26 protein-coding genes are annotated in these 25,129 nt (G+C 62.8%); 9 read left to right on the top strand and 17 right to left on the bottom strand.

Annotated elements, in window-relative coordinates; translation table 11 throughout:
- Positions 1–376: 376 nt before the first annotated feature.
- The gene (locus AB4083_RS19890) at positions 377–1,078 is read right to left on the bottom strand and encodes an Hpt domain-containing protein (RefSeq protein WP_441610243.1); all 702 of its coding nucleotides are present in this window, start codon (positions 1,076–1,078) and stop codon (positions 377–379) included.
- On the opposite strand from AB4083_RS19890, the gene AB4083_RS19885 reads away from it, so the two are divergent.
- A complete protein-coding gene (locus tag AB4083_RS19885; RefSeq protein ID WP_441610242.1) occupies positions 1,026–1,598 on the top strand; it encodes a fimbrial biogenesis chaperone in 573 nt (190 codons plus the stop codon). The genes AB4083_RS19890 and AB4083_RS19885 overlap by 53 nt on opposite strands.
- Before the next feature lie 127 nt (positions 1,599–1,725).
- The gene (locus AB4083_RS19880; protein ID WP_441610241.1) at positions 1,726–4,254 is read left to right on the top strand and encodes a fimbria/pilus outer membrane usher protein; all 2,529 of its coding nucleotides are present in this window, start codon (positions 1,726–1,728) and stop codon (positions 4,252–4,254) included.
- A 369-nt stretch (positions 4,255–4,623) separates the two neighbouring features.
- On the opposite strand, the gene AB4083_RS19875 is transcribed toward AB4083_RS19880, so the two are convergent.
- Both AB4083_RS19875 and uraH read right to left on the bottom strand, forming a co-directional pair.
- On the bottom strand, positions 4,624–4,848 hold the full coding sequence (locus AB4083_RS19875) for a hypothetical protein (RefSeq protein ID WP_441610240.1): 225 nt from the start codon (positions 4,846–4,848) through the stop codon (positions 4,624–4,626).
- Between the two features lie 184 nt (positions 4,849–5,032).
- Positions 5,033–5,629, bottom strand: a complete 597-nt coding sequence (uraH, locus tag AB4083_RS19870; protein WP_441610239.1) for a hydroxyisourate hydrolase — start codon at positions 5,627–5,629, stop codon at positions 5,033–5,035.
- Positions 5,630–5,665: 36 nt separating this feature from the next.
- Between uraH and AB4083_RS19865 the strand changes: the two genes are divergently transcribed.
- From AB4083_RS19865 to AB4083_RS19855, 3 genes are all read left to right on the top strand, one after another.
- Complete coding sequence (locus AB4083_RS19865; protein WP_441610238.1) at positions 5,666–6,046, top strand: hypothetical protein; 381 nt, start codon at positions 5,666–5,668, stop codon at positions 6,044–6,046.
- Positions 6,024–6,341 (top strand): hypothetical protein, encoded by a 318-nt coding sequence (locus AB4083_RS19860; RefSeq protein ID WP_441610237.1) that lies wholly within the window; start codon positions 6,024–6,026, stop codon positions 6,339–6,341. Before AB4083_RS19865 ends, AB4083_RS19860 begins: the two co-directional genes overlap by 23 nt.
- A 151-nt stretch (positions 6,342–6,492) precedes the next feature.
- Complete coding sequence (locus AB4083_RS19855) at positions 6,493–8,523, top strand: beta-L-arabinofuranosidase domain-containing protein (RefSeq protein ID WP_441610236.1); 2,031 nt, start codon at positions 6,493–6,495, stop codon at positions 8,521–8,523.
- 47 nt (positions 8,524–8,570) lie between these two features.
- Here AB4083_RS19855 and AB4083_RS19850 read toward each other — a convergent pair whose 3' ends face one another.
- From AB4083_RS19850 to AB4083_RS19800, 11 genes are all read right to left on the bottom strand, one after another.
- Positions 8,571–10,739: a glycoside hydrolase family 76 protein gene (locus tag AB4083_RS19850; RefSeq protein WP_441610235.1), complete on the bottom strand. Its 2,169-nt coding sequence runs from the start codon at positions 10,737–10,739 to the stop codon at positions 8,571–8,573.
- An 868-nt stretch (positions 10,740–11,607) separates the two neighbouring features.
- Positions 11,608–12,789 carry a zonular occludens toxin domain-containing protein gene (locus AB4083_RS19845; protein WP_441610234.1) on the bottom strand — a complete coding sequence of 394 codons (1,182 nt, stop codon included), beginning with the start codon at positions 12,787–12,789 and terminating at the stop codon, positions 11,608–11,610.
- Positions 12,790–13,301: 512 nt separating this feature from the next.
- Complete coding sequence (locus AB4083_RS19840) at positions 13,302–13,649, bottom strand: DUF2523 family protein (RefSeq protein WP_441610233.1); 348 nt, start codon at positions 13,647–13,649, stop codon at positions 13,302–13,304.
- 5 nt (positions 13,650–13,654) lie between these two features.
- Positions 13,655–15,166, bottom strand: coding sequence for a hypothetical protein (locus AB4083_RS19835; RefSeq protein ID WP_441610232.1), 1,512 nt, complete (start codon positions 15,164–15,166; stop codon positions 13,655–13,657).
- Positions 15,167–15,180: 14 nt separating this feature from the next.
- Complete coding sequence (locus AB4083_RS19830) at positions 15,181–15,438, bottom strand: hypothetical protein (RefSeq protein WP_441610231.1); 258 nt, start codon at positions 15,436–15,438, stop codon at positions 15,181–15,183.
- 21 nt (positions 15,439–15,459) lie between these two features.
- Positions 15,460–15,657 carry a hypothetical protein gene (locus AB4083_RS19825; protein WP_441610230.1) on the bottom strand — a complete coding sequence of 66 codons (198 nt, stop codon included), beginning with the start codon at positions 15,655–15,657 and terminating at the stop codon, positions 15,460–15,462.
- A gap of 3 nt (positions 15,658–15,660) precedes the next feature.
- On the bottom strand, positions 15,661–15,942 hold the full coding sequence (locus AB4083_RS19820; RefSeq protein WP_441610229.1) for a hypothetical protein: 282 nt from the start codon (positions 15,940–15,942) through the stop codon (positions 15,661–15,663).
- Positions 15,939–17,027, bottom strand: coding sequence for a rolling circle replication-associated protein (locus AB4083_RS19815; RefSeq protein ID WP_441610228.1), 1,089 nt, complete (start codon positions 17,025–17,027; stop codon positions 15,939–15,941). Before AB4083_RS19815 ends, AB4083_RS19820 begins: the two co-directional genes overlap by 4 nt.
- Entirely contained in the window at positions 17,011–17,211 is a 201-nt protein-coding gene (locus AB4083_RS19810; protein WP_441610227.1) for a hypothetical protein, read from the bottom strand. Before AB4083_RS19810 ends, AB4083_RS19815 begins: the two co-directional genes overlap by 17 nt.
- Complete coding sequence (locus AB4083_RS19805) at positions 17,195–17,494, bottom strand: hypothetical protein (protein ID WP_441610226.1); 300 nt, start codon at positions 17,492–17,494, stop codon at positions 17,195–17,197. The genes AB4083_RS19810 and AB4083_RS19805 overlap by 17 nt, the downstream gene beginning before the upstream one ends.
- Before the next feature lie 127 nt (positions 17,495–17,621).
- Positions 17,622–17,771, bottom strand: coding sequence for a hypothetical protein (locus AB4083_RS19800; protein WP_441610225.1), 150 nt, complete (start codon positions 17,769–17,771; stop codon positions 17,622–17,624).
- Positions 17,772–17,971: 200 nt separating this feature from the next.
- On the opposite strand from AB4083_RS19800, the gene AB4083_RS19795 reads away from it, so the two are divergent.
- Positions 17,972–18,394: a DUF3693 domain-containing protein gene (locus tag AB4083_RS19795; protein WP_441610224.1), complete on the top strand. Its 423-nt coding sequence runs from the start codon at positions 17,972–17,974 to the stop codon at positions 18,392–18,394.
- A 617-nt stretch (positions 18,395–19,011) separates the two neighbouring features.
- Here AB4083_RS19795 and AB4083_RS19790 read toward each other — a convergent pair.
- Positions 19,012–19,359: a hypothetical protein gene (locus AB4083_RS19790; RefSeq protein WP_441610223.1), complete on the bottom strand. Its 348-nt coding sequence runs from the start codon at positions 19,357–19,359 to the stop codon at positions 19,012–19,014.
- Positions 19,360–19,432: 73 nt separating this feature from the next.
- On the opposite strand from AB4083_RS19790, the gene AB4083_RS19785 reads away from it, so the two are divergent.
- Positions 19,433–20,587, top strand: a complete 1,155-nt coding sequence (locus tag AB4083_RS19785) for an ABC transporter ATP-binding protein (protein WP_441610222.1) — start codon at positions 19,433–19,435, stop codon at positions 20,585–20,587.
- A gap of 328 nt (positions 20,588–20,915) precedes the next feature.
- Here the strand turns inward: AB4083_RS19785 and AB4083_RS19780 are convergent, their stop codons facing one another.
- Positions 20,916–21,653 carry a polysaccharide deacetylase family protein gene (locus tag AB4083_RS19780; RefSeq protein ID WP_441610221.1) on the bottom strand — a complete coding sequence of 246 codons (738 nt, stop codon included), beginning with the start codon at positions 21,651–21,653 and terminating at the stop codon, positions 20,916–20,918.
- Between the two features lie 79 nt (positions 21,654–21,732).
- Positions 21,733–22,656 carry a LysR family transcriptional regulator gene (locus AB4083_RS19775; RefSeq protein ID WP_441610220.1) on the bottom strand — a complete coding sequence of 308 codons (924 nt, stop codon included), beginning with the start codon at positions 22,654–22,656 and terminating at the stop codon, positions 21,733–21,735.
- Positions 22,657–22,764: 108 nt separating this feature from the next.
- Here AB4083_RS19775 and AB4083_RS19770 point away from each other — a divergent pair, with 108 nt between their 5' ends.
- On the top strand, positions 22,765–23,544 hold the full coding sequence (locus tag AB4083_RS19770) for an NmrA/HSCARG family protein (RefSeq protein ID WP_441610219.1): 780 nt from the start codon (positions 22,765–22,767) through the stop codon (positions 23,542–23,544).
- A gap of 75 nt (positions 23,545–23,619) precedes the next feature.
- Complete coding sequence (locus AB4083_RS19765) at positions 23,620–24,516, top strand: LysR family transcriptional regulator (protein WP_441610218.1); 897 nt, start codon at positions 23,620–23,622, stop codon at positions 24,514–24,516.
- Positions 24,517–25,129 lie beyond the last annotated feature (613 nt).

Raw genomic sequence — 25,129 nt, 5'->3', positions numbered from 1 at the left:
CGGGCAAATCCGGCAATCTGTCCACGGCTCGACACACATGCTTCCATGCTCTCTTCCCCCTGGGCCTCTGGAGCATTGCTCGAGCCAGCCCGTGAAGGTTCCTCTCGCAGGCACCGGCAACCGCGTGATGCGGTAGCCAACCCGAAGGCCCTCAGCAATGAGGGCCTTCCCTTTGTAGAGATCTCCCTCAGCAATGAGGGCCTTCCCTTTATAGAGATCTCCCTCAGCAACGAGGGCCTTCCCTTTATAGAGACCTCCCTGTTTAGGTGGATGGGGTTCGCACGGAGCCTCCGTCAGCCATGCAGGGCCGGCGGGCCAAGGCCGGAGCCCTGGGCTCACGCGTACTTTGCCGCCAAGGCTCCTTCGGGGGCCTTTTTTATGGGGCGATGGATTTCGGTGCCGGGCCGGGCGCCGATCGATGCCGTTCCAGTTCGCCGATCAAACTCACCAGGCCCTGCCGGTATCTCCCCAGCGGCATGTCCTGTCCATCGATCCGTCCCTGCTCAAGCAGGATGGTGCGAACCCGTTCGCCTTCGTCCGCCAAGGCGCTGCCGCCGAAGATCTTGATCGCGCCATTGATCCGATGGATGTGGCCGGCGATGGCTGGCGCGTTCTCGGTGCGCGTGGCTTCGTCGAATCTCGCCAGGTCGTCGTGGACGGTGGCGAGAAAGCCATCGATCAACTCACCCACCCGGGCCGAAGGGCCAAACAGATCGGTCAGCGCTTCGATCGGTGAAGCAGCCTGCGCAGGAGCCGCAGCCGGTCGCTTGCCGCGCACCTCCGCAGGCATCCAGCGATAGAGCGCCTCGCGCAGTTCGGCCATGCCCGCCGGCTTGACCAGCAGCGCATCCATGCCGGCGTGCGAACAGCGCTCCGCTTCGTCGGGCATGGCGCTGGCGGTCAGCGCCAGGATCGGCAGGTGCTGATTCGCCGATTCGCCGGCTCGCACACTGGCAGCCAGGGCGTATCCAGCGCAGAACAAAGAGGTCGACGTGCGCTTGCGCAACGACGGCGGGGATCCCGTCGTGGTGCAGTCGTGGCTCGATACCGGCGATCCGCGCCAGGCGCCGGACAGCATCCGCACGCCGTTCGTGCTGATGCCGCCGATGGCGCGGCTCGATGCCGGTCGCAGTCAGATCGTTCGTATCGTTTATACCGGCGAGCCGTTGCCGGTCGACAAAGAGTCCGTGTTCTGGCTCAACGTGCTGGAGATCCCGCCGAAGTCGACGAAGGATGCCGGGCAGAACACCTTGCAGTTCGCGATTCGTTCGAGGATCAAGCTGTTCTTTCGTCCCGATGGCATCAAGAGCAAGTCCGATGAGGCGGCTGCCCAGCTGTCCTGGTCGGTGGTGCGCGAGGGCGATCGCTACATGCTCGAGGCGGTCAATAATAGTCCGTATCACGTGTCGCTCAGCGCCGTGCATCTGGACGATGGCGGCAAGGATCTCGATGGCGGCGACGGTATGGTGGAGCCCCAGGGCAGGCACCGCTTCACCCTGAAAGGCCTGCAGGCACCGCCCGGCCATCCGCGCGTGACATATGTGGCCATCGATGACTACGGCGCGAGCCGTGACTATTCGGCGACACCGGCTGGCTAAGTCCGTGCTTCGCGCTACACGCCTTTTTCTGCTTATCACTCCGTAGGACCTGCTCATGTCAATGGCGACGACCTGCCTCGCAGGAGGCGGGGCTGGGCGATTGCGCCCCAAAATATTGCATGTATGGATGATGCGTGCGCTGGCCGGTGCTGCGCTGACGGCCAGCCCCGCCCTTGCGTTCGCGGAAGCTGCCGAAGGTGCGCCCATCGAAGGCGCCCGTTCGGTGGATTTCGATCCTGTGTTCCTGCCCGGCGGCGTGGGCTCGGCGGACCTGGCCAGGTTCAGCCGGGGCGCGCAGGTCGCGCCCGGCACCTATCGCGTGAACATCTACGTCAACGACATGCCGCAAGGTAGCGACAATGTCGAGTTCCGCGTCCAGTCCGGCAAGGGACGTGCAGTTCCCTGCCTGACTTATGATTTCATGGCTCGCCTGGTCGACAAGCTTCCGCCTGAAGCCGCCACGCAAGCCTGCCTGGATCTGGCCGCGCTGGTTCCGTCGGCGACGGTGCGCTTCGATGTCGGCGAGCAGCGCCTGGATATCGGTATTCCGCAGGCTGCCATGCGGCGAAGCGTGCGCGGCTATGTCGATCCCTCGCGCTGGGACAATGGCATTACGGCGGGCATGCTCAACTATCAATACAACTGGTTTCAGCGCCAAGGCGGCGGGCACGAGGATGGCCAGGCTTACCTCGGGCTTACCGGCGGCTTCAACGCCGGCGCATGGCATTTTCGGCACCAGTCGTCGTTCCAGTGGAGCAAGGCCGATGGCCTGCAATGGCAGAACCTGCGCAACTACGTGCAGCGGGACGTCACCGCGCTGAAGTCGCAGCTGGTGATGGGTGATTTCAGCACCAGCGGCGATTTGTTCGATACGGCGGCGCTGCGCGGTTTCCAGCTCTCCTCCGATGAGCGGATGCTGCCGGATTCGCAGCAAGGCTACGCGCCGGTAGTGCGTGGCATCGCGGCGAGCAATGCGAAGGTATCTGTTCGCCAGAATGGCTATGTCATTTACGAAACGACGGTAGCGGCGGGGCCGTTCCGTATCGACGATCTCTATCCGACCGGTTACGGCGGCGACCTGGAAGTCAGTGTGCTGGAGGCGGACGGCCGCGAGCAGAAATTCACGGTGCCGTATGCGTCGGTGGCGCGGATGCTTCGTCCGGGATCGACCCGGTTCAGCGTGGCGGCCGGTGCCTATCGCGAAGGCGGCCTGGACGAGCATCCGTGGGTGGCGCAGGCCACCTGGCAACGTGGCTTGTCCAATCGCGTCACTGCTTACGCCGGCGCCGTGGTGTCGAAAAATTATCAGGCCGTACAGCTGGGTTCGGCGTTGAATACGCCGATTGGCGCATTCGGCTTGGATCTGACCCATGCGCGGACCGTGGTGAATGTGCCCGGACTTGCGCCGAAAGAAGGTTCCGGTGGCAGTGATGCGAGCCGTCGACATACAGCGCAGGGCGACAGCCTGCGCTTGAGCTACAGCAAGAACCTCAATGCCACCGGCACCAATCTGACGGTGGCTGCCTATCGTTATTCCACGCGCGACTATTACAGCCTGCACGATGCGGTGCTTGGCTCAACGGCCGCAGGTGCCGATGCGCCGCATCGGCGCAATTCCGCGCAGATCACGCTCAGCCAGTCGATCGGCCAGAGCGGCAGCCTGTATTTCACCGGCTCGACCCAGAATTATTGGGGACGGGCCAGTTCCGACCTGCAGTATCAGCTGGGTTACAACAGCAGCACGCGCTGGTTCAACTATTCGATCTCGGCAGCCCGTCAGCGGGATGGCACGGGGCGGGTGGATAACCGCCTGTACGCCACGGTCTCCATTCCGCTTGGCCGGGGCATGTTGGATACCGGCATCAGCTTCGGCCGTGGCGGTCATGACGAACAGGCCTCCTACAGCGGGTCCAGCGGCGACCGGGTCAGCTACGGCGCTTCCGTTTCCCGCGATCAGCAAGGCGTTGCGGCTTTCAATGCCAGCGGCAGCTATCGCTCGCCGTATGCATTGTTGAATGGATCTCTGGCTCTGGGGCAGGGGTATCGCCAGTACGGCTTCAGCGCCACCGGTGGCATGCTCATTCATTCGGGTGGCGTGACCCTCGGCCAGTCCATCGGCGATACGGTGGCGCTGATCAAGGCGCCGGACGCAGCCGGCGCCAGCGTCAGCTCCTATCCGGGCGTCAAGCTGGACAAGCGCGGCTACGCCATCGTGCCGTACCTCATTCCGTATCGGCGCAACCAGATCGAACTCGATCCGCAGGGCTTGTCGGCCGATGTGGAGCTGCTCGAAGGAAGCCATGAGGCGGTGCCGCGAAGCAATGCGGTGATCATGGCGACGTTCGCAACCAGGCAGGGAAGGGTGGCGGTGATCGATGTGGCGCCCATGGATGGCATGACCATTCCCTTTGGCAGCGACGTGCTGGACGAAGGCGGGCAGGCGATTGGCGTGGTGTCGCAGGGCGGGCGGATCCTGGTTCGCGGCGTGTCCGACGAAGGGCAGCTGACGATTCCGTTGCCGCAGAGCAAGTCTTGCCGCATCAGATACCGCTTGCCGCCCAGGCAGAAGGGCGCGAAGGGGGTGCAGGACTATGCGCGCCTGCAGGCGTCATGTGATCCGGCGCGCGAGGAAACTGTGGCGCTGCCAGGCAAATGAACTCATCGGGGTTCGAGGTGGCTCAGGCTTGGAGGGCGGGCGGTGGTTGCCGATTCGATGTCATCGAATTGGAAAAATCCTGAGGGCAATAAGCTTCCTCACGGATAGTGTCTCGCCTCGTTTGACGCTTCGCTTTACCCTCTCCACCGCAAGGATGATCATGATCGGCAACAGCCTACCCCTGGGCTCACCTGTTCGAGTCGTGCCGGTGGAGAGGGTCCTTCGCTGCTGTCGTTGAAGCGCTCACCGGTGGTCCGATAGACAGGCGGCGCGCAAGGGCGTTATGAACGGCTGCGCTTCCGTATCCCATCCACGTACACCCCGGCAGGCGTCGAGCCGTCCGGGGTGTGATGCTTAGGGTGGGTGGTCTTATCGCCGTGGGAGGAGGGTGGCCGACAGGACAGCCAGGCAGGCGCCGATGGCCACGAGCAGGCTCGGCATATCCCGCGGATTGCTCTCGTCGCCGAACAGGGTAAGCCCGGCGTATGCCGCGGCCGCGGCCAGCATGATGCGGGCAATCAGGACGAGCTGGTGAAAGTGGCGCTTTCCGTGGGTAGTCACGAACAGAAGTGCCATGAAGACGGAAGAGGGCATGGCGAGCTATCCAGTGGCCATGGGCCGATTGAAAGATCGCCGAGAGAATTGCTCAAAATGACGGTGGTGATTAACTGGAATGTTCCTGCGTCGCAGGAACGTGGGCTTTGACTCGATTATTCCAGGTGGCGCTGCCATCGAGCCGCCGGAGCCATGCATCGGCTCCGGCGGCGAGGTGGGTCGATCAATTGCCTCGATAGGTCGAATATCCGTACGGACTCAGCAGCAGCGGAATGTGATACGCCTGGTCAGAGTTCTCAATGCGAAAGGTCACCGTTACCGACGGAAAGAAGGTGGACTGGGCATGCGCGGTGAACCAGTCGCCGGTGGCGAAGGTGACGCGATAGGCGCCTTTGTGCAGCGGCTTGTCGTCGGGAAGGAGGCTGGCTACCCGGCCATGGTCGTCGGTGGTTTTCCTGGCAATGGTCGTCCAGTGGTCGCCCGTGGACGACTGTTCTTCGAGTGTGACGCCTACCGCGTCTGCCGGTTGTCCGCGCACCTGATCCAGTACGTGTACGCTGATCCCATGCGTTGCAGCGGCATGTGCGCTTGTCGCTGCGAGTGCGCAGGTGGCGATCCATGCGAGTGGTTTGAACCAAGTCATGATGTCCTCCAGAGTGGCCTTCGAAAAGCCCACGTCATCGATGCGCGGGCGTTGCTCATTGCAGCGATGGCGGCTCATCATTCCTTCCGGAATAGTCCAGTTTGGTGGGGTTGCTTCGTTCCATGGGGTTTTGCGAAAGGGGACGAGAAATTTCCGGTTGGTAAGCTCTTCGGGCATTTTTAGTCTGGCGGCCTTCGATCAGGGGTTCGCCTTATGCCATACGCCGATATCTTTCTCGTTTACGATTTGCTCGGCGCGGCCATTGCGCGAGGCGAACTCGATATCTCCCATTACGTCAAGAATGGGGATTACACCCGAACGGAAATTTTGTCCTGTCTTTGCATGCTTTGGCGGGAGCGCTTGATCATGCCGCCGGTCGTCAGCTTCGTCGACGGACAGGACAGCGTCATTTCATTTGGCCATGGAGCCAACGATTGCGGCAGGGGCATGCATCGCCTGCTGCGCGAGACGCTGCTCACCACGCCGGATTTTCATGGAATGGTGATCCGCGCGGGCGGCGGCGCGGCAACTTCTACACGTTCGCCTCGTCAAAAAATGCACGGCGATATGGGTGGCATTCGTGTCGTTCGCTGATATCACGCTCATCTTCGAGCTTCTGCACGCCGCGGCGCTGTGCGCTCCGATGATTGCCACGGAATACGATCCGGGCGGCAGCCATACACGGGAACAGGTGCTGGGTGGCTTCAGTGTGCTGCATCAGCACGGGCTGACCAGTTCTGAGATCCTCACCGATGCCTCCGGCTATCTGACGGTCGATATCCGCGTGCACGGGCTGACGGCAAAGGGGCGGCGCATTTACCAGGTGCTGCTCCAGACCCAGCTGGCCTTCGAAAATCCGCGGGAGCGGTCGAGCCAGGCGGGGCAGTAAGCTGCGTCGCGGATCAGGCCGCCGTGTTGGCCGCGAGACTCGACGCATGTGCACCAGTCGACGGTAGTGAGGCGCCTGTTGCCGCGGTCATTTGAATTTGTCTGATAATTAAATGACACTCGACGGATCGCCACAGTCCGAGAGTGAACGCATGACTCCGCTGTCTTCGATGAGCCGCCGCTCCTTTCTGCAGGGCATGGCCTTGGCCGGCGTGGCAAGTACGCTGACGTTCCGTCCGCTTCACGCCGCTGCCGTGCAGGCCACCGAGGCGAGCGCAGGGCAGGCGCAGCAAGCACCGTTATTTCCGCAGGCGCCGTTGGCGCAGCAGCCCTTCGCACTGCTTCCAGCTGGCTCCATCAAGGCAGGTGGTTGGTTGTTGCGCCAGCTACAGATCCAGGCGGACGGCCTGGGTGGCCATCTCGACGAGTTCTGGCCGATCGTGGGGCCGGATAGCGGATGGTCGGGCGGCAAGGGCGAATCGTGGGAGGACGGCCCGTATTTTCTCGATGGCCTGGTTCCGCTCGCGTGGCAGCTCGATTCGCCGAAGCTCAAGGCGAAGGCGATGCGTTTTATCGACTGGACGCTGGACCACCCCTGGGAAAACGGCATGTTCGGTCCGCGTGGCAACGACGACTGGTGGCCGCGCATGGTCATGCTCAAGGTGCTGACGCAGTATCACGAGCTCACCGGCGATGCCCGCGTCATGCCGCTGATGACACGGTATTTTCATTACCAGCTGCAGGCGCTGCCCGGCCGGCCGCTGCGCGATTGGGGCCGCATGCGCTGGCAGGACGAGCTTGTTTCCGTGCTGTGGCTGTATCAGCGCACCCATGATGCGAGCCTGCTTGAGCTTGCGCATCTGCTTAAGCAGCAGGGTTATGACTGGCAACGCATGTTTGCCCATTTTCCATTCACGCAGAAGACCGATGCCGAGGCGTTGCGCAAGCAGGCCGGTGCTTCCGATGCGTTCATGCAGGACCTGGGCCTGCAGGTGCATGGCGTCAATGTCGCGCAGGCCTTGAAGGCATCGCCGGCATGGTCGGCGGTGTCCGGCGGTGCATCCGACCGCGATGCGATCCATCATCAGTTGCGGATGCTGGATACGTATCACGGCTTGCCCAATGGCATGTTTTCCGCGGATGAACATCTTGCCGGTCGCAGTCCTTCGCAGGGCACGGAGCTGTGCACCGTGGTGGAGACCATGTTCTCGCTGGAGGTGGCGTTGGCGACTACCGGCGATGCCGGCTTGGGCGATCGCCTGGAGCGGATCGCCTTCAATGCGCTGCCCGCCGCGCTGACCGACGATATGTGGGCGCATCAATACAACCAGCAGCCCAACCAGGTCGAATGCAGCCTTCATCGCGAGCCGTGGACCACCGACGGGCCGGAGTCGAATCTGTTCGGGCTGGAACCTAATTTCCGCTGCTGCACCGCGAATTTCCATCAAGGCTGGCCGAAGTTCGCCCATAGCTTGTGGATGGCGACCGCCGATCAGGGCTTGGCGGCGATGAGCTATGCGCCGTGTACGGTGACCACCGTCGTGCGCGGGGTGCGGGTGGTGGTCGAACAGGTCAGCGAGTATCCGTTTCGGCAGGTCGCCCGCATCACATTGAAACCGCAACAGGCAGTCGCGTTTCCTTTGCGCTTGCGCATACCTGGCTGGTCGCAGGGTACGCGGATCTCGGTCAACGGAAAGCCGGTTGCGGTTGTTTCTGGTTTTACGACGATCGAGCGCACCTGGGCCGCGGGTGACACGATTGAATTGACCTTCGGTGCTGGCGTGGCGGTCGAACGCGGCTACAACGGCGCGCTGAGTTTCAGTCGCGGGGCGCTGGTCTATGCGTTGCCGATCAAGGAGAACTGGGTCATCTGGCGCAAGCGCGATCGCACTAACGATTGGCAGGTGTATCCCGGCTCGCGCTGGAATATCGGCATCAAGCCGGACGTGCAGGTCACGGTGAGCGAGCATCCGGTGGCAGAGCGGCCCTTTGCAGGCGCCACGCCAGCCGTTCAATTGGCGATGCAAGGGCGCTATGTGCCGGCCTGGAAAGCATCCGATGGCAGTGCCGATGCGGTGCCCGCCCATGCCGAGCCGTCGCTTGACGAGGACGTCCAGGACATCACGCTGGTGCCCTATGCAGGCGCCAAGTTGCGTATCGCGGCGTTTCCGGCACTGGGCTGATCGATGCCTCCGTCCCCGCTTGATGAAGGACGGAGGCGCCGGTCGGTTTATTCGACGATATTCGCCGACACGTGATACACGCGCCCACCCCAGCCATCATCGGGGAACGCATCCGACACCTTCAGGTATATCGGCCTGGAGCCATGGGTGGCAGCGCCGAGGTATGGCGTCAGGTCGATGCTGCGGTCGGCCTTGTTCGAGCCGTCAGTGATACGCCGGGTTTCTTGCAGCACCGTCGTCCAGTGTTCGTTGTCAGCGCTGACCTGCACCAGGAATTCAGCGTCGATGGTCAGGGTGACCTGTGCCGAGGTGGTGTCGGCGGGGAAGGGGAGTCGATAGGTGAAATGAGCATTGCCGTCGGCAAAGCGATTTTGCACGCCATTGCTCTGCGAGCCATCCGGATCGAACAGCCACGGGTTTTCGTCGGCGGTGCCGGTGTCGAAGTCGATCGTGTGCGCAACCAGTACGTCGGCCTGGGTGTTGAAGCGCAAGCCGGCTGCCATCAGGTTCGCGGTGATCAGGTGATGCCCATCGGTTGCCGAACTTGGCACGGTGATTTTCAACGGAAGCGTGTTGCTGACCGGGGTCGCATTGCCGTGCGGTTGCAGGCGCACCAGGGTGGCGCGTGGAGAAACGCTCCAGCCCGAAGGTGCATCGATCGAGGCCAGCGCCTGGAGCGGAACGAAGCCAGTGGCTGAGATGCCGAGATCGATCGCGATGGGGGTGGTTCCCGATGCCGACGGCATGATCACCGGTTGCGCCGGAGACATGGTTGCGGCCAGCGATTCCCACGGTGGCGGAGTCGGCACGTGGCCGATCAGGGCGCTGAGTGCGCTGGCCTGGGTGCGCCAGTCGAATACATTGGGATGGTCGTCGCTGCTGGCGCCGGACCAGCGCGTGCCGAGGCGGCCGGCGGCATCGCGGTCTTCATTCCAGATGCTTTCGGCCTGCTGCTCGAGGAATGCTGCGTAGCGGCGGTCGCGCGTGGTGTCGACAAGGTCGGTCCAGTAGCGCATGAAGATGCCCTTGAACTGCTTGCCGTTGTCATCGCAGGTCTGAGTGATGGCGTCGCAGGCTTCGGTCAGCACGCCAGATGTGGCCAAGCCGTTGGGGCCGATCGCGGCGTCGGCCAGGCGGCGCACGCTCGCGAGGATGGCCGGGTCCCGGGTGGCACGCCACAATTCCAGGCCGGCGCCGATCGCCAGGCCCTGGTTATAACTCCACACGTTCTGGCCGTTGTTGGTGCAGGCGTCGGTGAGGCCATCGTTGACCAGGCCGCCGGCGTTGATCATGCCGCTGTGCTGAAACCAATTCCATGCGGTGCGCGATCGGGTGAGCCACAGTTGATCGCCAGGGATGCGGTTATGCAGCTCCGCGGTAAGCCGGATCCAGAGCCCATTGGTGACGGCGTTCTTGTAGGTGCGCTCGGCATTCCACCAGACGCCTCCTTCGCAGGTGCTGGTGTCCCAATAGCCATCCACGTAGTTGGCGATGGTGATCGCCATGTCCAGGTACTTGGGGTTCCTGGTGAGGTCGTAGGCCTGCAGCCAGGTCAGGCCCCACCATTCGGAATCGTCGATGGCGCGGCTGGTGAAATTGCCCAGCAAGGGATCGCCCGACAGTACGCCGGGTGGAAATACGCCTTTGTCCTTTTCGTAGGTGTTATCGAGCTGGCCGAGATAACGGCGGTCGCCGGTGCGTTGCATGTAATCGCCAATGGTCTGCAGCGCCACCGCCGAGTTCCACCAGCTGGATGGAAACCAGGCCTTGCCGGGGTCGTAGGAATTCATCAATACGTCCGCTGCCACCCGGGCGCGGGCGACGGCGGTCGCGCCGTCGGCTCGGGGGTTGGCTGGATAGCTTGGTTCGGTTGCCATGGCTGCGGCGGCCATGGTCAGGGTGGTCACTGCCAGCAGTGTCCGAACTCGGGTGCGTATGGCTTCGAGCTTCATGATCGGAAGCGCTCCTTTCGGATGCCCACGAAATGGATGGAAGCAAACCCCATCCGCCAGTCCATGGCCGGACCGCAGGCGGGAATCCGGCCTCGATGTAGATCGATCTAAATTCCGGGTCCAAAAAAAGGGCATGCCTTGGGCCCGGTACGACTGCGCTGGACGACGGCCGATACATTCGTATGGCCGCCGTTGATCATGAAGTTTCCCTGGGCGTGGTTTCGCACGGGGCTTCTCATTTTTGAAGCCTTCGCGCGACCACATCAGCGCGGGCGCAGCCAGCAGGAAATACAGGCTGCCGAGGCTATTGGGAGAGGAGACGCATTATGAGTGAGGGGACTGATGCCTGGAGCTGCTTGCTTACTGGGCGCTTATTTAATTTTACATAATATACATTATGCGCAATTAGAGGTGTCCGGCGCGCGGCGGGCATACTCCGTGCTTTCCTACGTTCCCTGTTGCATGGAACGCAGGAATGTCACGCAAGCGCCTGAATTGGCAATGGAACGAAGAACGCCAAGAATTCACCACGCCCAGCGGCCGGACTATCTCACTCCATGAGATAGCCGGCCTACTCGCCGATTATGCGCAGTGCCGGATAGATCTTGCTGGTCCCTGGTCGGGCTGGAAAATACGCGGTGGCCGGCTCATCCCGCCAGGCGGCTCGATGCGCGGCGCAGCCATCACGACGAACAACGCCGCCGCCTTCGCGCGCTGGGTCACTGACCCCGCCTCAGCACCTTCCCAGCCACGCATCTCATCGGGCGACCGTCCGCGCCTACGGCTTGTGTATACGCGTTCCCGGTGACACGCACAGCAGTCTCGCCGTAGCAGCGAACACCCTCAGGCGGCGCGGTCAACGCCATGCGTGCCGGCTTAGGCGGCGCGACCGAGAGATGTGTGGCCGGCTTTGCCTGCCGAACCTCAACAACCGGGTCGGGCTCCGGGACCGGTTCCGGTGCATCATTCTGCCGATGGGTGCGATATACGAGCGCGCTGGCCATGAGCACGGCCAATGCGGTGAGCCCCCATAGCCATCGATCCATCGATCGCATCGCAATCCTTAATGAAAACCAACTCAATAATGAGCCGTAAATGAATGGCACGCTTATTGCGTTATTTCAATTCCATACTATTTATGGCTGGCAGATGATCCAAATGCGTCGGCTTCCCAGTGCCCAAACGTGGGCGGAGTGTACGGCGTGGCCGTGGCCCTGTCCCTGCCCGTCGACGCACCCACCACGGCCACCGGTACGGGGGCGGAGGGGGTCCGCGACGGCGCGGCGCCCTGGTCATCGGCGGAGCGGCCTCGCCGCTTGGCTTGTTCCTCTGGCGCGGCGCGGAATGGGTTATAGCTGCCGAACTGCACGTTATGCCGACACGTCGCGGCGTCGACCTCATACCGCGTCGCTTGCTCCGTGTAGCACTGGCACGTCTCGCTGTTATCGTCGGCGATGGTCACGCAATACAACTCCGGGTTGGTCACCGGCTTGCGGTCATCGTAGGCCGGCGCACTCCACGGCATCGAAGCCACGCGAGGTACGAAGCGCTTGAGGTATTGCTCTTGCGTCATCGGTGCTTGCGGTCGCACACCTTCGGCGTCATGCGCGATCGACGCCACAGCGGCCTCCGTCTTCGACGTAGGAGCGCCCTTGCCCTGCACCACGTCCATCTGCGAGTGAAACATCGTCGCGAACTTGTAGACGATCCAGATCACCAGCGGAATGCCGATGCACGCGCAGATCACCAGCTTGCGCAGCCACGGCGGCATTCTCAGTTTCTTCGTGTGGCGCGTCGCGGACTTGTAGTAGCTGTAGTACTCGCTCGGATACAGCCATTGCTTCATGTCCGCCGAGTCGCGCTTGAAATCCGGGTTTTCGTTGCACTCGCGCCACTCGAAAATCGTGCTGCTGTTGTTGGTCAATGGCACCAGGTGGCGATGCACCGTGGCGAGCTTGCGCACGTGCGTGTGAATGAAGCTCGGGTGCTGCGTAGTAATGATCATGTCGATGCCGCTGTGGCGGTGCTTCTCCAGCGCCGTCAGATGCGGCGGCGGCGTGCCGCGACCACTGTCGGGGCGCATCACCTCTTGGCCCTCATCCACGAGCAGCACCGCGCCCTCCGGAAGCAACTCATGCCAGCGCGGAAACTCTTCTTTCGGCAAGATGCCGGCACCCGGGATGTTCGCGCCGTTGAGGTTGCACGTGAAGAACTGGCGCCCCTTGTACTCATCCTTTTTCTGCCACTCCACAAACGTGGCAACGGCGTTGAGCGATTTGGCGGCACCAGGTCCACCGGTAATCACGTAGAGCATAAACATCCCCTGTCGTGTGGCCGCATCAACGAGGCGGCATCGAGAGTTGGCCGAACATGCCTAGGAAAATGGCGAGCCATTTCCCTAGGCATGCCCGGCTTAGGTGGCGAGTGAAAAGCGGGTTGGCGGGTGGGCCATGAAAGGTGTTGCACCGTGGTGTTGATCGGGCCACACACGGAACGGGCTTCGTTCGTCGCCGAGGTCAAGTGCGTATCCGTGGGGCTCCGCCCCACACCCCGCGCTTCGATCCTGGGTGTGCGCACGCAAGACCGTCCGAACAAGTTGCCTTGCAACTTGCCCGGCCAGCCTTGCCCGTGGCACTGACGCCTGCCCGCGAGAACAAAAGCGGGTTGGCGTGGAGGCCATGGAAGGTGGGGCACTCACCTCCCCCACAGGGCCACCCCTGCCCCGCCTCCGATGGGCGCCGAGGTCAAGGGCGTATACGTCCGGAGGGGCGAGGCAGCGTGAGCACTGCGGGCCGCTGACAGCGGCATGGAGGTGAACGCGCATGGCTAGTTGTGCGTGCCGTTAGGGATGCTGGCTGCCGCGTTGCGCGCTTGCAGCTTGAGCAGCCCACCGGTAGCTGCCTTGATGCCGGCGACGGCGGCATAGGCGGCCATGATGACCGCCACGCCCGCGTCAAAGTTGAGGTAGCTCAGCCAGCCGATCAGCTGGCTTGGCATCTGCGAAAGTCCATCGGAGATGATGGTGTCGGTCACGTAGCGCACGCCACGCGTGACGCCGAACGAGATGCCAAGAAACGCCATCGCCGCTGCGAACCAGCGGCCAAGGCGCGTGCTCAACATCTTTTCCGTACCGCCCAGCAGAAGGCCTGCCAGCTTGCGAAGAATGGCCCACATAGTCGTTAGCTCCAGTTCGTGAGGCCGCGTTGCATGATGATCGCGGCGCCAATGAATGCGAGGCCCAGAATCAGATCGCCGAGATAACCGGCTGTGGTGCACAAGCCGTCATCGATCTTTCCGCCCACGTCGCCCACCTTGTATTCCGGCAAACCTGGGCAAGCCTGACGTCCGCCCCAGAAGCGAGACCACTGCAGGCGCGGCACGTTTTGCTGCAGCGGGTCCGTCGACGCACCACCAGGCGTGCACTGCACGGAGCCATCCGTGCCCTTGACGCAGCCATCGGGGAGCTGATGCATCCATGCGTCCGTACCGTCGTAATCAATCGATACCGGCGCCCACTGCGCTAGCTCTTTCTCGATATCACTCGGCGTGAAGTCGAGACCGTTGTCAGCGCGAAACTTGCGTTCCTCGCACGCGTAACGATGCGTCTCGCGAAGCTGCCCGCAAAGCAGCGGGTCGCCCGTGCACATCGGCGGCGTGTCGCAACCGTTGTCGGTGTAGCCCGCGCCACAACCGCCCGCTGAAGGCGTCGAACCATCGGGGCAATGGCCGTTGGTGTCAGACTTGCCGTCTTGCACTTGACTGGGCGGAACGCTGCCGGTGCCGGTGCTGCCATTGCCACCCGTGCCGCCGGTGTTGGTTTGCGGGTTGGTGTTGTACGTGGTGATGTTGATCGTGTACGGCGGCTGGCCGCCACCTGGTGCAATCTGGCCGCTGTTGTTGCTGTTCTGCGCGGTCGGCGGAACCGTGTTGCCCGATGGGTCAATAGGTCGAGGCGCATCAGGCGAGCCACCACAGATGTACGACGATCCGCCCGCGCTATTGCATCCCCCCGAGTTGGGTGGCGGTCCCGAGCTGCCAGGCGACGTGCATACCTTGTTGGCGCCGACATTGCCACACACCGTGCCATCGCCAGGGTTGAAGCACAGCAGGTCCGAGACGTTGCACGGCGCATCCGGTGGCGGCGCATCACCGGGCGGCGTGCCATTACCCACTTCCCACGTGTAGTGGCCGGTGCACTGACTCACGCCGCGGAAATTGCCGAGCAACGCGCCGCCGGAGGTAAACACTACGTCGCAAATGCCATCGGCCATATGCGGACCACCACCCGTGATCGGGCCGTATTGCGCCATCGACATCTGCCGCGTGGTGGGGCCGCACGTGCACAGTCCTGGCGGACACTCGAAATACCAGTTGCCGGCCTGCCCGGGGCTGCCGTCAGAGTCCGTGTAGAACTCAACAATGTTGCTGCCAGATGGCCGACACACCGGGTTGTTGATGCGCGGGTTACCCGCATCCCCGGCGAGTGATGTCTGACAGGCGGCCATCGCCCTGTCATAGCTTGGGCACTGCGTAGCCAGCGCCAACGATGGCGCAACGGCCATCAGGAAGAACAGACCGCACGTGCCAAGAGCAGCCAGAACACGATTGCGATGTAGCCGTCCATACGTCCACTCCGTGAGAAAAGAAAAGGGCCACAGACGGCCCTTGCGAGAAGTCTGCGGCCCTTTCATGGTCAGGACCCCGATTAGCCGCGACGGCCGAGCTTGGACGCGCGGATGCTCATCACGGCCACGGTGATCGCGATCGAAACAGCGATGGCGACCGCCGACCAGGTGGCAATGGTGGCGAGGATCGAGGTCTGCGCACTGGCAGGGTCGCTCGGAGCGGTCTGCGCGAACGCCATCGGCGCGAACATGACCAGCGCGAGCGCGCCGGAGCCGCGCTTGGCGAGCGACTTCACGGAGGCCTTGGCGGCCAGCAGCTTGGTTTCGACGTACTTCATGTGTGTATCTCCTTTCGTTGGTTAAAGGGCAGCGCCCATGAGCTTCCGCACGACGTAGACACCGACGATGCCAATGAACATCTGCATGCCAATGGCACCACCGTCCTCAAACGACAGCGGCGGAATGACTGTCGGCTGATCGATCCACACCGCCGTGACGCACTGGCCCGCGTCATCGAACTGCGTACAGGCGTAGTACTTCACAACGGTTGTGGTCATGGCTTAGCCCGCCTTGCTGACGGGCTGCGGCTTGATCGCGGGCGCGTCGACCGGGATCAGCACCGGGCGGCTCAGCGTGAGCCGGCCGTTGGTGACGCCGAACGACTGCGGCGCCAGTTCGTATTCGCCGGGCTTGAGCACCTTGTCCGGATCGTTGGTCACCTGGAACGCAGTCGGCAGACCGTCGATTTCGATCACGCACCACTGCTTGGCGCGATCGCGCGTGACGCCTTCCCAGGTCTGCTGCACCAGTTCCACAGCGCGGTCGAGGACACGAATTTTCATTGGATAGTCTCCGTTGGTTGGTCGATTCGATAGGCCCACACCTCGCGTCCGGGGCCGATACACACACGCCACGGCGAAGCGAGGAATTCGCCGGTAAAACGATCCATGTAGCCGCCCGAGACCTTGCGGATGTCGGCGCGACCAGTGAGTGCGTCACGCACCCAGAAAGGGGCTTGCCAGTAGCGGATGTGCCGACGCGCCTCGCGATCGAGACCGCCACAGCCGTGCATACGCGCACCGCGCGGATACATGCCGGCCTGGCCCGCCGTTGTCTTGCTCGCATACTTGGCGATGTAGCTCACGGCGGAGTGCGCCGTCTTGACGTTGGTCTGGCCGTGCGGCCACCACTTGTGGTGCTTGTTGACCTTGTCGGGCGTCGGAATGAACTTGCCCTTGGGCAGCCACACGATGATGTGGTAGTGCAACGCGCCGCGCTCTTGCAGCTCAGCCACCCACACCCAGCGCGCGTGCACGCCGTTGGCCTGGCACCACTTGCGCAGGTTGTCGCGAAAGGCCGCAAAGTGACCCGGTCGCCAGCCGTCGACCTTGGCGTAGGTCAACGTGATGAGCTTCATGTTCCAGCGCTGCGCGTGGCGCTCCATGTGCGCATCGAAGTGCAGAAGGCGAGCCGCGTGTCCGACAGCGGTCCGCATGCGCTTCACACGCTGCGCGTCGCGATTGATGAGTAGCTTCTCGCGCGGCTGCCGCCCTTCCGAAGTTTCGCCAGCGGTTTTCCACTTTGTTGCATTGGAGACAAGCCCCAGGGCGTCACCCGCGCTACGCGCGGGTGACGCCTGGTGCGCCTCGCCCTTTTTGCCCGTGGCTCTGGCCTTGGCAATCTGAGCAAAAGGCGCATCGAGCGCGTTCTGTTGCTGCACGTAATCGAGCGCGCCAGTCACGCGGCGAGCGTGCTGGGCGGCGTCATACGCGGTCTCTGCCCTGCCCTCCAGCACGATAGGCGCCGACGCCGGCACCAGGTCACGCGCGGGCACGAAATCCGGCACCTTGCCCCACTGCATGTACGGGGCGCGCCGGAGGAAGCTGATTTCGCGGTCGACGCGCGAGAGGTCAGCCGCCGTCAGCATGCTCAGCCTCTTCCCATTCCGCGAGCATCTCGGCGTTGTCGACCAGCGCGGCCGCAGCGAGATGGAAGACCACGCCAAAGCCGTGTTGACCGTTCTCGGCCGCACGGATCGTCAGCGCGGTTAGCTGCTGCTGCATCGCCTCAACGTCAGCCATGCTGACGGGGCCGTCACTCTCGATAGCCATCACGTGCGTCCGGAAAGGTGGAGAGAAAGGCGTGCACGCGCGCGATGAGCGCGTCACGGTCGGGAATGGGCGGGAGGTCAGCGGGCCGGCCTTGCTGGGCGAGCCATTGGTTGTGGATCACCGTCGCCCAGGCAGCGCGCACCAGGTGATGTACTTCGGGCGGCACACCACCCATATCGCGGCGGCCAAGCAGGTTCGCGATGTCGCGAAACGCGGAGAGCCGGCCTTCGGCGAAGACCATGGCGGCGTCGACATAAACCGGGGTGGGTTCACGAGCAGTCATCGACGGCGACCCCGCATACGCCACCAGAACGCAATGGCGATAGCCGCGAATAGGCAAAACTGCACGTCGCCGACGACAGAGCTGTGGAGGAGACCGTATGCCAGGGAGTCGCGAGAGATGCAGAACATCAGCGCACCCGCCTGACGCGCAGACCGTCGCTGTTGCCGCACCGCTCAATGACCGGACGCAGCCATTCGAGAGCGGCGGCACGGGTGCCGAAGACTTCAACGGTCCCCCAGCCCCGTCCGATCTTGGTTTGCACGGCGTAGCGGGTCATGCCGTCACCCCTTCCAAGCTGCGGCGCTGGCGGGCGGTCAGATCGCGGAGGGTGAAAGCGGCGGCCAACAGCCAGACGGCCGGGAAAAGCACGCAGAGAGCGGCTAGAGCGAGCATCCTTGATCCCCTGTCGGTCCGAGACTCTCGGACTCAGGGCGGAGTAAAGTACCCTCGTACCGTTAAGTCAAGGACCCTCGGACCGTGAACGCCACAAACAAATTGCTTGACAAGTACGCGGAAGCCTGCTCCATCAAGCAGGACAAGGAATTGGCGGCACGTCTACGCGTGACGAAACAGGCGGTGAGCGGGTGGAGAAATGGTCACTCGCACCCTGACGCGGACAGCGTGGGGAGGATGTGCGAAGCCAGCGGCGAGAACGTGGCGCACTGGCTACCACTGATCGAAGCTGACCGGGCGCGGAACCCGGAGGCTCGCAAGGTGTGGCTTCGGCTTGCACAGATGGCTGCGGCGGTCACGCTCGCCATAGGCCTAAACCCCGCTCATGCGGCGGTCGCAAAACCGCTCTACAGCGCAGTTTCTAATAGCTCTGTGTATACATTATGCGCAATTTCGGAAGGCTGCGGCGGGCGGCGGGCATGCTCCGTGCTTTCCTGCGTTCCCTGATGCATGGAACGCAGGAATGGCCCGCAAGCGCTTGAATTGGCTCTATAACGCAGAGCGCCAGTGTCGACTCCCCTCAGATCAGTGCCACGAATAATTAGAGGTAGCCGGGTCGTTCTGGATACGGAATTCGGCGGGCGTCAGCCCGCCAAGACTGTCATGGGGAATCTCCCGGTTGTTGCTTGCAGCCATGAAACTCGATCCATATCGGCCGACAACTTGATCCATGCGGGCCAACAAACTTGGCCATGCATCACATCGAGTCCTTGATTTCATCGCCCAGGGCTCAGCATGGAAGGCATTGGCGCCGCCCATGGAACGCGCCACTGTGCCTCTGTACGCTACGCCCCAGGCTGAGCATCAAACTGGGCTTCTCATGTGACAGCCCGAACGTCCGGCGTACGAGTCCGCCCTCCTGATGGCAGCGTAGTCAGTGCTTGCGGGCCATGGATGACTTCGCCATGTGTTCTCGCCTTGGGGAAGCCAAAGACTTGGCCACCTCTCAGTTGCAGTCCAAGAGCGAATATGTCGAGTCGCTATACTGCCGCTGAGATGGGGCATGACTCGTAACCCATTGAGCGGACTCGCTGTGGCGCATGGTGCTGGCGCTACGAGGACTGCTATTCGTAGTGCCGATGATTCACATTGTTACCGCAGCCATAGCAACGCCTATAGGCGCCTCCCATGCGTTCGCGGCCGATGCGTTCGTGCCCCAGCGGGCCACCGCAATGCGGGCAATCTATTCCTGCCCCACGCTGCCATTTCAGCAATCTGTAGGTCGGCGGTGCCAGCAGCACGAGCGCGGCCGCGAGCGCCAGCATGGGTATCCAGTCTGTAATCGATACGAACCCGGCCAACAGTGGGCTGGCTTGCAAAGACGATAGGGTCGCATCCGATGCTATCGCCACCAACAGCATGAATCCGGCAGGGCCATAAGCCCGCACTGCCACCCAAATCCATCGATGCATGACACCTTCCTCGGTCCACGCCAACTGGTTGGTTATTCTTTCGCCAGCCGGTCTCACCAGATGAGATGAAACCGTGCTTGCCCGCGAGGACCACGCCAAGGAAGTGAAGCTGTTTGGCCTTGGCCCCTTGTTCCTGCAGCGTTATCGCGACATCTTCCACATGTTGTATCGCGCCGATCGCGATCTGGCCGTGCGTCGCGACAGTTGGGGCTTCGGCCTGGGCCTGCTCGGCACGTTGGCGCTATACGGCGCCTACGCATGGATCGCCGCCAGCACCGTGATGGCACGCATCACCCTGGGCCAAATGACGATGTATCTGTCGCTGTTCCGTCAGGGCCAGTCGGCGGTGTCGGCGATGCTGTCGGCGATCGGCGGCATGTACGAAGACAACCTCTACCTGTCCACGCTGTACGAGTATCTGGAAACGCCTGTGCCCGCAGTCACCGGCACTGTGCGGCATGGCGCCACACCAAAGGACGGCATCCGCTTCGAGCGGGTCAGTTTCACCTACCCCGGCGCCGGCGAGCCGGCATTGCGCGACATCGACCTGCATATCCGTCCCGGCGAATCACTGGCTCTGGTTGGCCAGAACGGCTCGGGCAAGACCACCCTGATCAAGCTGCTCACGCGCCTGTACTCGCCTGACAGTGGCCGCATCCTGCTCGACGGCACCGATCTGCGTGAGTGGGATGAATCCGTCCTGCTGCAGCGCATCGGGGTGATCTTCCAGGACTTCGCCCGCTATCAGATGCGCGTGGGCGAGAACGTCGGTGCCGGCGATGTCACCCATTTCCATGACGAGGCGCGCTGGCGCGAAGCCAGCGACAAGGGTATGGCCAGCGACTTCATCGACAGCCTGCCTGCCGGCTTCGAGACGCCACTGGGCAAATGGTTCAACGACGGGCGCGAGCTGTCTGGCGGGCAATGGCAGAAGATCGCCCTGGCCCGCGCCTTCATGCGCTCACGCGCCGACATCCTGGTGCTGGATGAACCCACCGCCGCGATGGACGCGCAGGCCGAGGCCATCATATTCGAACACTTCCGCGAGCTCTCCGGCGGCCGCATCGCCATCCTCATATCGCACCGCTTCTCCACCGTGCGCATGGCCGACCAGATCATCGTGATCCAGGACTGCCGCATCATCGAGCGCGGCAATCATGAGCAGTTGATGTCCGAGGATGGCCACTACGCACATCTGTTCTCGTTGCAGGCGCAGGGATATCGGTGAACTGTCACTTGGTAAACCGCTGCAATCCGTAACGACCGGCGGCTTGGGAGGCAAGCCTCGAAAACCTCCCACGCTGTCATTCCCGCGCAGGCAGTATGCACATCTGACGGAAGCCGCTCTGGATCGGAGGCGTTCCAGTAATGGGTTTTGGCTTCGCCCTACCCCCGATAACACGGGCTAATCGCCCTTCCCTAAGTCCGAAATCAGCCAGAAGCGGACGTTCAACGCTGGAGTTAAGCGGTGGCGTAGCCATCCGCCTGGAGCGAATGATTAGAAGTGGGCCTGTCCCCTTCCCTTGCTGCTCGATCACCGGCGCCCATTTCGCTCGTTACGCTCGAGGTCTGGTGGCGTAACCGATCACGGTGGAGAACGGCGCTACCCAAATCGTGTCGGAGTGGGCTTTGAGATAGGCAAGGAGTTGAGCATGGGCTTCTGCGGACACGGAGAGGTAGTCGCCGCCCACACCGTGGAAACCGAACACGATCATCCCGCCCTTGCGCTCGGCATCTTGGACTGCGGCGATCAGATCGGCGCCGGTTGCGCTCGAGGGGAAAAAGCGGGCCGGCACATCCATCGGATCGAGAGAGCGCTCTGATGGATCCGCGGCGCGGGTGTAGCGTGCCAGTCCGCTGGCGCGCAGCGCCGGAAGATAATCGACGCCTCCGGCCAGGTGCTGACCACAAGGTGTGGCATAGCTGTGCTGCGGCTTGCCGTCGATCGCCGTCAGCATGGTGTTCATCGTGCGTATCTCCGTCAGCATGGTGTCGACATCGTAGGTTTCGCTGGTGTCGATCTTTTTCGCCGGCGGATAGTTGGCCTGTGGACAAGCATGGCGAATGGAGTGGTTGCCGAGTTCGTGGCCTTCGGCTGCGGCAGACCGCCAGCGCGCAATCTGTTCCGGAGCGATCTTGCTGCCAATCAGGAAGAATGTTCCTTTGAGGCCGGCGGCATCGAGCGCCGGAATCGCCGTGTCGAGCTGCGAGACGAGCGTATCGTCATAGGTCAGCACCACGGCCACGCGCTTGCCGCCTGGCCAGGGCGCGGCCACAGCCTGGGTAGCCATCATGGTGATTGCCAGGAAAACCGATCCGATTCGCATTGTTGTCCTCAACATTACGCCGCTGATTGTCTGTGCACCGCGGAGGCTAGGCGTGGCCCTTCATGCCATGCCTGCGGGCCACGAGCTCGACCAGCACCTCGCGCACCCAGCGCTGGCCTTGGTGACCATGATTGCGCTCGTGCCACACCATGCCCACCTCGAAGCCCGGTACGGGAAATGGGCATTCGACGATCTTCAGCTCACCGGCGCGATCGCGCACCAGCTGCTGCGGCACCAGCGCCACGAAATCCGACTGCGCAACGATCTGCGGAAGAAACAGAAACGATGCCGCTGAGAGCACTACGCGGCGCTTGTGGCCCAGTGCAGCCAGCGCATGGTCCACCGGAGTGACGAAGCCGCCGCCGTGTAGCGATACGACGACGTGCTCCAGTTGCGCGAACTTCTCGACGGTGATGTTTCTGCGCAATTGGGGATGCCCCTGCCGGCCGATCAATACATAGCGCTCATCGAATAGATGCCGTGCGCGCAGGCCGGGTGCCGCAGCGCCAGGTGTCGTCAGCGCCAGGTCGACCTCGCCCCGCGCGAGCTGCGCCTCCAGTTGCAGTACGTCCAGACTCCGCAACGCCACCCGCACACCGGGTGCGCGGTGGCGCAGCTCCAGGATCAGCGGCTGCGCCAGCGCCACCTGAAGATAGTCGGTGCAGGCGATGTTCACCGTCAGGCGCGCCCGCGCGGGATCGAAGTTGCCGTGCTGCGCCACCGTGACGCGGACCTGATCCAAGGCCTGACGCAGTGGCTCGAGCAGCTCCAGCGCCTTGGCTGTTGGCGTCATGCCTCGTTGGGCCGGGACCAGCAGCGGATCGTCGAACATATCGCGCAGGCGACCGAGCTGCGCGCTCACCGCCGGCTGACTCAGGTGCAGGCGGCTCGCCGCCCTGGTCACGTTCTGCTCCGCCAGCAGGGCTTCCAGCGTGACCAGCAGATTGAGATCCAGGCGCTTGGTATTCATGCAATGGATACTAGGCCAACAAAGATGCAATTTCACGAATGGCCAGAAAGACCCGAGAGTAAGCACTCATTCGCACCATGTGCCGCTTGTTCACTCCGGGAAAACGCCATGTCACTCGCCTCGCAGAAACCCCTCATCACTGTCGCTGGCGCGGCCAGCAAACAAGGGCGCAGCGTCGCCTCCGCCTTGCTGGCGAGCGGCCGTTACCGCGTACGCGCACTGACCCGGCGCGCCGACAGCGCGCCGATCCGCCAACTGGCCGAGCACGGCGCCGAAGTCGTCGTGGCGCCGCTGGAGCTTGGCCGACGGGCGGAGCTCACCGCCGCCATGCAAGGCTCCCACGGCGCCTTTCTCATGACCCCGCCGACCATGCCACTGCCGCCACCGAGCCAGCCCGAACTGGCACTGGGACGAGAGTTGGCCGATGCCGCCAACGCCGCGGGCGTCAGGCATGTCGTGTGGAGCGGTCTGGAAAACGTCCACGCGCGAACCGCGGGCGCCAAATGGGCGCCGCACTTCACCGAGAAGGCATTGGTGGAAGAGCACATCCGCTCGCTGCCGCTGCGCAGCTCTTTCATCTACCTGGCGTTCTTCTACAGCAACTTCCTGGAGTACTACGTCCCCGCGCGCCAAGACGACGGCAGCCTGAGCTTCGCCATCTATCTGCCGCCCGATACGCCCATGCCATTCGTCGACCCGCTTACCGCGACCGGACCCGCCGTGCTGGAGATATTCGATCATCCGGAGAAGTACGCCGGCGCCATCCTGCCGGTCATCGGCGAGATCCTGACGGCACGACAGATCGTGGATACCCGTGGCGCCGCCGGTGATCACGGCGGTCTTTCCATTCAGTCTGTTCATGTCATGCATCCTTCGTTCTGTGTTTAGGGTCCAAACCAAGATGGGTTGCTTGACGCATCAAGACAATTGACGAAAAATCGCTTAATTAGATCTATTTATTGGATGGTCGTGCTCGACAACGTCACCATCAACCAGCTGCGTGCGTTCGTTGCGGTATGCGATCAGGGAAGCTTCTCGGGTGCGGCGCGCAAGCTCAGCCGCGCGCAGTCGGCCATCAGTCACGCGATCAAGGCGCTGGAAAGCGCCTTCGATGTTGAGTTGTTCGATCGCGACACCCGCAAGGCGCAGCTCACCGCAGCGGGGCGTAGCCTCCTGCCGGACGCGCGGGCGGTGATCTCACGCACGGAAGAAATGAAGACCCGTGCCGGCTCGATCACCCGAGCCGGGGCGCCCCAGCTCTCGGTGGCGGTCGATGTCTACTTCCCGCGCGCCCAGCTGATCGAGGGCTTGCGCACGCTGCAAGCAGAGTTCCCCACCGCCGCGATCAACTTGCGCATCACGACCATGCAGGGGGGCGAGAGACTGGTGCTCGAAAAGATGTGTGCGCTGGCCGTCACTGTCCAGAATGTGCCGGAGGTGAGCCCGGATGCCGTGGAACGCCACTGGCTGTGCGAGGCAGAGATGGTGACGCTGTGTGCGCCATCCCATCCGCTCGCTTCGACAGCGAAACCCATACCAGTGGACGAGTTCGGTCGGCATGTCCAGATTGTCGTGACGGACAATCAACCGGAAGCGGAAAAGACCCAACAGGGCGTAGCCGGCAAGCGCCTATGGCTGGTCAACGATCTCGGCGCCAAGCGTGATCTACTCAAGGCCGGGCTCGGCTGGGGGCACATGCCGCGACACCTCGTTGGCGAGGACCTAGCGCGCGGCGAGCTCGTCGAACTCGAACGCCGCGCCTGGCACCTCGGTCCGCTCACGTTCGTGATCTCGCAACGACGAGGTTATGACCTCTCCCCATGCGAGTCGCGACTGGTCGAGCTTCTAGGCAAACCTTAGCGAAGGCTGTTCGAGCGGCACGGTTACAAGAGCGCCGCCACCGTCATCACGCGCCTGCGCGACAGGCATGTCTGCGGAGGACAAGGCTGGCGCATTCACTGGCGATGACATCCGCTACACGGTAAAGGGCGACGTGCTATTCGCCATCGCCCTCGGGCGTCCATCTTCGCCGCAGCTGGTGCTGAAAGCGATGGGTGCCTTCGCCGAGCGAGGGCACCCATCGACGGTGTGGCAAGCTGGATGGCGTGCGCCTCAGTGAAAGCTGCTGCCCGCATCCTGGTTATAAGGTGCAGCTTGCCATTGCGCTGGAGTCAAGCTTTGACCCTGGTCCTCCACCATGAACTGCCAGGGACCAACATACATGTTGCTGCTGAAGACGTTGGATTGGCTGAATGTGATGGCCTGTTCAATCACCTCGCCCTGGTACGGCGACCACGACGGATAGGTTCCCCAGTTCGAAAGCAGGGCCTATCCTAGATTTTGTGTAAACGGGGCATTGGCAGGAAACTGCCATCTGACCCGGAGACACCATGAGTCCACGCAAACACGAAGTGCCCGACGAGCTGCTTAGCAGTCTGTTAGCCAACTATCAGAAGCCCGAAGATCTCGTTGG

Source organism: Dyella sp. 2RAB6 (assembly GCF_052115385.1).
Taxonomy (GTDB): Bacteria; Pseudomonadota; Gammaproteobacteria; order Xanthomonadales; family Rhodanobacteraceae; genus Dyella_D.
Note: the sequence above shows the minus strand (reverse complement) of the source record. Positions and strands in the feature narration are given on the sequence as shown.